Source organism: Marinomonas rhizomae, assembly GCF_003315485.1.
In the GTDB taxonomy this organism is placed as follows: Bacteria; Pseudomonadota; Gammaproteobacteria; order Pseudomonadales; family Marinomonadaceae; genus Marinomonas; species Marinomonas rhizomae.
Genome location: NZ_QNSE01000003.1, coordinates 337673 through 346722, shown reverse-complemented (window position 1 = coordinate 346722; position 9050 = coordinate 337673). Strand labels below are relative to the sequence as shown.

Sequence of the window (9050 nt, the reverse complement as noted above, 5' to 3'; positions counted from 1 at the left end):
TCTCCCCTACAGCATCAAAGTGCTTGGGCTAGGAACATACTTACCAGACTAGAGTGAATTACTAGCTAAGCAATTCACTTAGAAAGATACAAGGGCTAGGGCAGGGTTGTCTTTGTTAGACGCACTTAATGCGCCATTTATTACAGTTTTTATTTAAGGAATTGTTTTTTATTAAAAATCAGTTTTAGCGTACCATGTTGCAGGCTCAATTTGGGCGAATGTTTTACCGTTTTTGCGAGGTGTTATGTCTTATCAAATTTACTCTCACGTATTACCGAGCGCGACACCGGGTACCCAGCGTATTTTAAAAGCCCATCATTTTGGCGAAGCGGGTGCTCGTCCCAAAGTCTATTTTCAGGCCGGATTGCATGCGGATGAATGGCCGGGTTTTTTGGTGCTTAACACCTTGCTAAGACAGCTAAAAAAAGCCGATGATGCAGGTTTGATTCAAGGCGAAATTGTCATTGTGCCTGTAGCGAATCCGATTGGTTTGGCGCAGAACTTTCATGGCTATATTCCAGGTCGCTTTGCATTTTCGGATGGTGGTGGAAACTTTAACCGCAACTGGCCCCAATTAGGTGCGAAAGTAGAAAAACGCATCAAGGGTGATGTAACCGGCAATATTGACCGTAATATTGATTTAGTTCGCCAAGCGATTCATGAAGAATTAGCTTTGTTACCAGAAACCACAGAGCTGCAAGGCATGAAGAAAACCTTGTTAGCCTTGTCTATGGATGCAGATGAAGTGATTGATCTACATTGTTCTGGTGAAGCCAGTATGCATGCCTACGTGGCGCAAGAGTTTGAAAGCCACTTCAAGCCCTTGTTGGCGCTACTGGGCGCGAAAGTTGGTTTGTCTGAATTGGAAACTGGCGCAGCGTCTTTTGACGAAACCAATGTCAGTGTGTGGCGCGATTTAAAAGCTCATTATGCCCATTTGATTCCTTGGGGAAGCCGTTCTTTAACGGTAGAATTGCGTGGCGAAAATGACATCTCCAATGAGTTTGCCGAGCAAGATGCACAAGCTTTGTTCGATTACTTGGTATTGCGTGAGGTGGTCTCTGGAGAAGCGCCAGCTATCAACGACAGTGAAGTGGAATACTATCCGTTAGATGCTATGGATCTAGTCAAAGCGCCGTGTGCTGGCATTGTTTGTTACCACAAAGCCATTGGTGAAGAAGTGGAAGTGGGCGAGGTGATTGGCGAAGTGGTGAACCTGATGGACGATGATGTGGAAACCTCTAGTTACCCTCTAGTCGCGCGAACCAATGGCGTATTTTTCGCCCGAGTGCAGCGTCGTTTGGTTGTGTGTGGTGAATCTATCGCCAAGATCGCTGGTAGAGAACATCTTGCGTTTCGTGAGATTGGTAAGCTGTTTGAAGACTAGAAACACTAAAAACGGGACGAGTTAAAAGTAAAGAAATCAAGATCCAACAGTATAAACACTAGGCAAAATTATTTTGACACAAGTACAGCCCAATGCAGAGGTAATTACCTCGTTAACCGATGAGCAAAAGCTTGTTGTACATCACGATCTAACGTCACCTGCGAAAGTCATCGCTGTGGCGGGCGCGGGTAAAACGACCACCTTAATTTCTCGTATTGAGCATTTATTAGCTCAGGGGGTGGACCCATCTCATATTGGCGTGTTTATGTTTAATAAAAGCGCGCAAGAGGAATTCTCTGAGCGTTTGAGTAAGCGACTCCTGGGAGCAGGGCATTTCCGTTCGCCCAGCGTGATGACCTTTCACGCCTTTGGGATGAAGTTTTGTCGCCGCTTAGAGCAGCAGGGCTGGTTGTCTGCTGCCAAGTTGGTTACAGACGATTTTAGCTTGGTAAAAATGTTACGCGAGGCACTGCAGCGCCTGGTTCGCCATGGTGAGAAAATCGCTATTTTGGATGAGAAAGATTGGCTAGAAGATGTCTTGTTGTTTGTCGACCAAGTGAAAGCGTCTGACCAATCAGCGCAAATCGTCTTTGAAGCCTTAGGCTGGTCTAACGAGCGCAAGTTTTTTCCTGCGCTATACGATGAATTAGAGAAGCTACGCAAACGCAATAATATGCGTTTTTTTGCCGATTTACTCAGTGACCCCTATGGGCTGATCAATGAGTTAGACGAACCTGAACGGGTTAGAGTGCGTGGCTTGGTTCCGGATTTCCGTTATTTGTTAATTGACGAATTTCAAGACATCAACCCTTGCCAATATGAGCTGCTAAAGCGACTCTATCCTGCGCCTTGCCAATGGATGATTGTGGGTGATGTGCAGCAATGTATTTATGAATGGCGCGGTGCCAGTCCAGACATCATGGCGAGTCAGTTTGACCAAGACTTTGAGCATGTGGCGACGTACCCATTAAGCACCAGCTTTCGCTTCGGCCACGCGGTTGGTTTAATGGCGTCGAGCGTGATCAGTGAAAACGATCCGGATGCTTTAGTGATTGGCGCTGGCGAACGTACGCGAGTATCTTTTGCGCGTGCTCCGAAGACAGGCAAAGCCTTATTGGGTGAATTAAAATCTTGGCTTGAGGACGGCCACGCATTAAACGATACCGCGGTATTGGTGCGTCTTTATAGTGACATGGTGCCTGTGCAATTAGCGTTAATGCACAAGGGTGTGCCATACCAATTGCACGGAGATTCGCCATTATTAGAAAATCGTCAAATTCGCATGCTAATGGCGTATCTTGCGGTAATTGCTGGTGGCTTGGAAAATGCCAGCACGTTTTTTCACCCTGACGATATCGAATACTTGCTAATGATTCCAAGCCTTGGAGGGTCACTAGCACAGCGTAAAACCTTGATTCAACAAGCCAAACAATCCCCACATTTGTTACCGCAGATTATTGAATCCGTGGCCGATGCGACGGATGGATGGCGAGCCAAAAAACTTTATGAGCGTGCTGACTGGTTGCGCAGCTTAAGTATTTATCGCACCGATCCAGCGCAAGGTTTGGCCCACACTTTAGAAAAGTTAGGTATTTATCGCTACTTCGAAAGTACCAGTAGTAAAGATATTCAGACTCAAGAGAAAATTGCCACCTGCGACGCCTTTATGGCCTATGTTCGAGGAGTCGGCGGTGATGCACAATCGATTCTAGAGCAACTCGCTACCCTAAATGAAAAGCAAACGGACGATGTCCATGGCGTGCATTTAATGACAATTCACAAGTCGAAAGGCTTGGAGTTCGATCAGGTGTTATTGTCGGGCTTACAAGAAGGGCGTTTCCCTTATTACGATGAGGATTTAAGTACCATTGATAAGCAAGCTGCCAGTGATTTGGCTTCAGAACGTCGTTTGTTTTATGTGGCGATTACCCGTGCAAAACAAAAACTCGTATTGCTGGAAACACCAAGTACAGACGAGCATAAGCGCATGAAGCAGGGCGATATTCCGCGCGCGGCATTGAAGAGCTTGTCTTTATCGCGTTTTGTATTTGAAGCGCAGCCTTATGCAGTGAGTCGAATTTGTGAAGCTTGGTATCTCGACAATGTTGGCACGCCAATTGATACAGAAAAAGGTTTGGTGTTTCAGCGTTATTTAAACGCGGTCGATCCTTCCCCATCGTTGACCTTTCGTCACCGTGTGGAAGGCACAAGTCTTTTACAGCCCGGTGACAAAGTCCGCCATGACCAGTTCGGTCAGGGCGTTGTTGTGCGACAAGAGCAAGACGCCAAACAAATGATTTTTGTGGATTTTGGCGAAGTCGGTCTAAAGCGCTTTAATCCCAAACATACACAACTTATTAAAGTATCTTCAAGAGCTTAAGGAACGCGATAATGTCCATTCCATTGATTGATTTATCAAAACTGATTCATGAGAACGAATCCATTCGGCAGAATGAAATATGCACCCTAGATAAGGCATGTCGTGAAATTGGTTTTTTTTACCTAATTAACACAGGAATCCCTAAAGAATTGATGGCGGCTTTAATGCGTGAAGCCAAGCGTTTTTTTAATCAGCCACAAGTGATTAAAAATAGTATCGATATTAAAAATAGCATCAATCATCGCGGATACGGCAATATTGGCGAAGAGCAGCTTGATGAGGTTGGCCATGCAGATTGGAAGGAAACCTTTGATATGGCGTTGGATTTTCCTAAGGATCATCCTTTGGCGGTTAAGTATCCTACAGCTTATGGCCCTAACCAAAATCCAAGCGATCCAGCGACATTAGAAGTGCTGCAAGAATATTATGTACAAGCTTTTCAAGTGGCGCAGAAGTTGTTGACTGCTATGGCTGAAGCCTTGTCTTTGAAAAGCGATTTTTTCGTTCGTGGCTTTAAAGATCATGTAACGGTTTTACGCATGATTCACTACCCGCCGCGTCCAGCCAACGAACATGATAATGGTGCGGGTGCGCACACAGATTACGGCTGTGTCACCTTGTTATTGCAAGATCAGATTGGCGGTCTGCAAGTGAAAAACCGCCAAGGTGAGTGGGTTGATGCAACACCCATCGACAATGCGTTAGTGGTGAATATTGGTGACTTGATGCAGCGTTGGACCAACGATGAATACGTGTCGACAGCGCACCGAGTGAGAGCCTCGTTGGCGGATGTGCACCGTTACTCGTTCCCGTTTTTTGTAGAGCCAGATTATGAGACCAAGGTCGAGTGTGTGCCGAGTTGCGCTACGATAGAAAAACCAGCGAAATACGAGTCTATTTTGAGTGGCGACTGGATCCAATCTCGCTTTGATGCGACTTACGCCTATCGAGAAAAAGAACAAGCTTAGTGAAGAGACAAAGAAGCCCGTGATGAAAGCGCGGCAATGATATAAAAGATAAAGTATTTATCAAAATGTAGAAAAGTAAAAAACACAAATGACCGCTAGGCGGTCATTTTTAATAATTCAGACAAAGGCTGGATTCGATAATTTTGCCCTTTGATTTTGGCAATATGACCTGCCGGTACTTGTGTCCAGCTTTCGCTAGAATGATCTAGGGGTTCTGAGCCAATGACAATGTGCTTTTCAAATTGTTTGCAGTACAAGCTCGGAGCCAGCTCATCACTAGAAAAGCGAATGGCGGTGATCTCTTCTCCGTCAGACAAAACGGCAGTAAAGCGAAATGGGTCTTTGATGTTTTTCTGTTTCATCATATCCATAATTTGCGCTAGGGTCATTTCGATAGCGGCTTCAGGATTTGCTTCTAAACCATTGGCGATCATCAATAAGAAAATCACTTCAGAGTCAGTCGCACCTTGGCGATGGCTATAAAGATGTTCTGGAATCAGGCGGTCTAATTGCCAGCGCAAGGACTCGTAGCCACCAATTTGTCCGTTATGCATGAATAACCAGTTTTTGTAACTGAACGGGTGGCAGTTTGATCGGTTAGTCTCTGTGCCAGTAGAAGAACGAACATGGGCGAAGAATAGTCCACTTTTAATGTGCCTCGCTAAGCTTTTTAAATTACTGTCACTCCACGCAGGTAAGACTTCATGATAAAGGCCTGGTTCTTCTCGTTCATCGTACCAACCTAGGCCGAAGCCGTCAGCATTGACAGTGACTTCGGATTTTCTGGCGCTTAGACTTTGATGAATTAAAGAGTGCTCTTGCTTAAAAAGTAATGACTCAAGGTAAACTGCATCACCTTGATAGGCCATCCAACGACACATGTTTTTCTCCTAGAAATAAAAAGGGGGAAGTGAGTTACTTCCCCCTAAGATCTTAATCTAAAAGAGCATACTGCTGTAGCTCTAAACTTTGAAATAGCTGATTTTTGTTGATAATTGAGTGGCTAAGGATGCCAATTGTTCGGCTGAGTTGCTAATCGAATGAATTGATTTTGTGGTGCGTGATGCAATTTCGGTAATGTTTTCAACATTACGACTTACTTCAGCAGTGACTGATGCTTGTTCTTCTGCCGTGGCTGAAATTCTATCATTCATGTCGCGAATTTTTGACACGGATTGATTGATGTGGCGAAGTGAGTCTTCTTCGTGTTTTACCTGGTTTACCGCATCTGTAGATCGTTGATGGCTCGACGTCATGGCTTTTACGGCCGAGCTGGTACCGCTTTGTAATAGGGTGATCATTTTCTCGATTTCTTGTGTGGCATTTTGCGTATTCTGTGCAAGATGGCGCACTTCATCGGCAACTACGGCAAAACCTCGACCTTGTTCTCCCGCTCGCGCCGCTTCGATTGCTGCGTTTAGTGCGAGTAGGTTAGTTTGCTCGGCAATTCCTAAAATAACATTAAGGATGTTGCTGATTTCTTTAGTGTTGGATTGTAAGTCATTAATGGTATTCGCTGAGCTGGCGATTTCAGTCGCTAACTCTTGAATGCTGGCAATTGTTTGCGTGACGATTGCTGTGCCTTCATTGGCGGCTGTTTCCGCGTTATGTGCTGCTTGGCTGGCGTCTGTTGTGGATTCCGAAACATGCACCGCCGTCGCTTGTATTTCTTGTATGGCTTGCGAAATAAAGTTGGTTTCTTTTTGCTGACGGTCAACCATTTCAGAAGATTCGCCTGTAATGCGATTGAGATCATTGGCTGCATTGGTCAGCATAGAGCTAGACTCAGCGACATCATGTAAAATACCACTAAGCTGTATGACTAGCTTATCCATTGCGGTTTCCAGCATACCTATTTCGTCTTTGCGCGTGCTGGCCGTTTTTGATTGAGCTAAATCGCCGGAGGCAATTTCTTCTGCCCGGCGTACGGCTTTAATAAGCGGTCTACATATACCGTTAACAATGATGATGCTAATAATCATGCCGCTTACAATGAGCGCAGCAGCCAATATGCCACTCGCATATATTGTTTGATCTAGTTTATGATTTTGACTGACGGCAATGGCGCTACTGTATTCATTAATAGAGGTGATAATATCCTCCATCTGTGTGTTCACGGTTATTAAGCTCTTATCGGCTGCGCGTCGATATTTGTTTGCTTTCATCGTATTGAGTTTAAGCCACCAGCTGTAGGTTTCTGTGCTGGCTTCTAGGAATATGGCTTGTTGCTCTTCTAGCGCTTTAATTTGCTCTAGCAAATCCTCTAATCCATCGTGTACTGGCATAGTGGCCAGAATGCTTTTGACATTTTTGATACTGGTGACAAGGTCTCCAGTATAGGTTTTGAATTTTTCGGCTGATTCTGTAATTTGTTCCGTGCCGTATCCAACAATTGTTTTGGCAATGGATACTTGGAAATAGCCGCGTTCGAATTCTACAGATTGCTGTAATAAAAGTTGGCGACTTTTTTCTAAATTCTTAACCAGCTGGAGGCTTTGTGAAGAAAGGTTTTGTAATTCTGATGATACGGATTTACTGGTCAGTGCAGAACTAACGCTTATACCAACAATAACCAGTGAAAATAGTGCAACAAGGGAAAGTATTTTGGTACGTACAGATAGATTTAACATAGTTAATCCAATGAATTAAGAGTATTGGTTGATATCTCTCATGCAGCAATACTTATGCCAATCAAGTTGTGTTCTCTCGTACGAAGGGGCTGATTTATTATCGTCCCTGCAACCTGTGCTTTATTGATTTAAAACTTGGCGAAATATCCGCTTTTCTTTGAGAGTGTAAAAAATTATTTTTTTTATGGCTCAGATTGAATCGCATCACTCTTGTAGAATGTGCAAATAAAGCTGACAAGATCTAAGGTAACTCGAAATGAAGGGTGAAGCATAGTGATTTTTATCAAAATGCCTCATTTTTGTGCGTTTTTGTTTTTTTGTGGGTTATAATGGTGCGGAGCTTATAACAACGTCATTATTTTCCACTGTAAAAAAGAAGCAGTCGCGTCGATTTGTGTGGCACGCTGGACCCTGTTGATCCACCTTGACTAGAATTGCATCGCCATCACAATCGAAAGACATAGACACTAATGTTTGGCGATGACCAGAGCTTTCACCCTTGCGCCAGTATGTTTGGCGAGAACGAGACCAATAACAAACGTGGCCTGTTTCTAGAGTTTCCCTAATTGATTTTTCATTCATGTAGGCCAACATCAAAACTTCGCCAGTATCATGTTGTTGTGCGATTGCCGCAACCAAACCATGTTCGTCTGTTTTTAGGTTAGCTAACACGGTATCCAAAGATAATTTTTCGCCTTTGGCGAGATTTTCATATTCTTTTAAACTCATATTCTTGCCTTCATTTTTTCTGAAATCGCACCTTTACCAATACCTTCAAAGCCATGGGCTTCAATATGCGTACCTGGATTCTCTTCTGCCAAGATATCGGCAATGTGTGCGGAAAGGGATTCAACCGTGGTATCACAATCCAACATGTAAACTTGATTGCTGTCTATTTTTAGTTCAAATAAACCTTGCTGGCTGGTGTAACTAAAGCCGTGATAATTTATACCATTTTCGAAGGTTTGGCTTACCAAGTCTTCTTGGGTGCCTAAATAGATGTCTTCCCAGCGTTGTGCCCAATCATGTTCCATTGCTTGGTTGCGAACGCCATCAGCGTAAATCTCAACCGTAGAGCGGTGGCCATGAGCAATACGCTGACAATTACCTGCGTGTTTTTTCAAGCCATGGCTATATTGATACTGGGCGCCTATGATTTGTTCTGGAGCAAAGTGTACGCTAACCGCTTCTAGTTCTGCTGGTAATAAGTTAAGAATTTGCGATTCAACCCATTTAGCAACCGCTTCTGGTGTGATATCAGTCATTGGTAATACGCAAATTGCTTGAGTGGGCGCATCACACTGAAACACGCGTTTGTCATCAGGCGTTGCTTTACTATGATCAAACAGAAAAGAAGCGCGATCGTTTGCTAATGGTGTGAGCCTTGATCCGCTGTGTTCAGCAGGAATTGCCAGCATGTGGTCAATGTTGTCATCGAGCCATTTCTTGATTTGTTTTTTAACAATACTGAAATCACAAATCATGCTTTCATCGTTTAGTTTGCCAGTCAAAACAATATCGGTTTGCCAGCTTTCACCTAACAAACCACGCTTGGCATCAAAGTAGGAAAAATCTACGTGGGTCAGGTTTTTAACAAATAGCTTCAACTCGCTACTCCTATGATTCTTAATGGCGTATATCTTACCGTAAATAGAAGCGGCGTTATAGCTCGATACTAAAAGGTC

General features: G+C 44.0%; 7 protein-coding genes. 3 read left to right on the top strand and 4 right to left on the bottom strand.

Translation table 11 applies throughout. The features are described from left to right. Positions 1–244: 244 nt before the first annotated feature. The 3 genes from DFP80_RS05215 (at position 245) to DFP80_RS05205 (ending at position 4735) form a co-directional block, all read left to right on the top strand. Entirely contained in the window at positions 245–1387 is a 1143-nt protein-coding gene (locus DFP80_RS05215) for a succinylglutamate desuccinylase/aspartoacylase family protein (protein WP_113915754.1), read from the top strand. 73 nt (positions 1388–1460) lie between these two features. Then, on the top strand, positions 1461–3767 hold the full coding sequence (locus DFP80_RS05210) for an ATP-dependent helicase (RefSeq protein ID WP_113915753.1): 2307 nt from the start codon (positions 1461–1463) through the stop codon (positions 3765–3767). 11 nt (positions 3768–3778) lie between these two features. Further along, positions 3779–4735: an isopenicillin N synthase family dioxygenase gene (locus tag DFP80_RS05205; protein WP_113915752.1), complete on the top strand. Its 957-nt coding sequence runs from the start codon at positions 3779–3781 to the stop codon at positions 4733–4735. Positions 4736–4830: 95 nt separating this feature from the next. Here DFP80_RS05205 and DFP80_RS05200 read toward each other — a convergent pair whose 3' ends face one another. The 4 genes from DFP80_RS05200 to DFP80_RS05185 all read right to left on the bottom strand — a co-directional run bounded on the left by DFP80_RS05200 (position 4831) and on the right by DFP80_RS05185 (position 8972). Beyond that, positions 4831–5616: a class II glutamine amidotransferase gene (locus DFP80_RS05200; protein WP_113915751.1), complete on the bottom strand. Its 786-nt coding sequence runs from the start codon at positions 5614–5616 to the stop codon at positions 4831–4833. A gap of 81 nt (positions 5617–5697) precedes the next feature. Continuing rightward, positions 5698–7365 (bottom strand): methyl-accepting chemotaxis protein, encoded by a 1668-nt coding sequence (locus tag DFP80_RS05195; protein WP_113915750.1) that lies wholly within the window; start codon positions 7363–7365, stop codon positions 5698–5700. 324 nt (positions 7366–7689) lie between these two features. Then, entirely contained in the window at positions 7690–8094 is a 405-nt protein-coding gene (hisI, locus tag DFP80_RS05190) for a phosphoribosyl-AMP cyclohydrolase (protein WP_113915749.1), read from the bottom strand. Beyond that, positions 8091–8972 carry a 6-carboxytetrahydropterin synthase gene (locus DFP80_RS05185; protein WP_113915748.1) on the bottom strand — a complete coding sequence of 294 codons (882 nt, stop codon included), beginning with the start codon at positions 8970–8972 and terminating at the stop codon, positions 8091–8093. Before DFP80_RS05185 ends, hisI begins: the two co-directional genes overlap by 4 nt. Between the last annotated feature and the right edge of the window lie 78 nt (positions 8973–9050).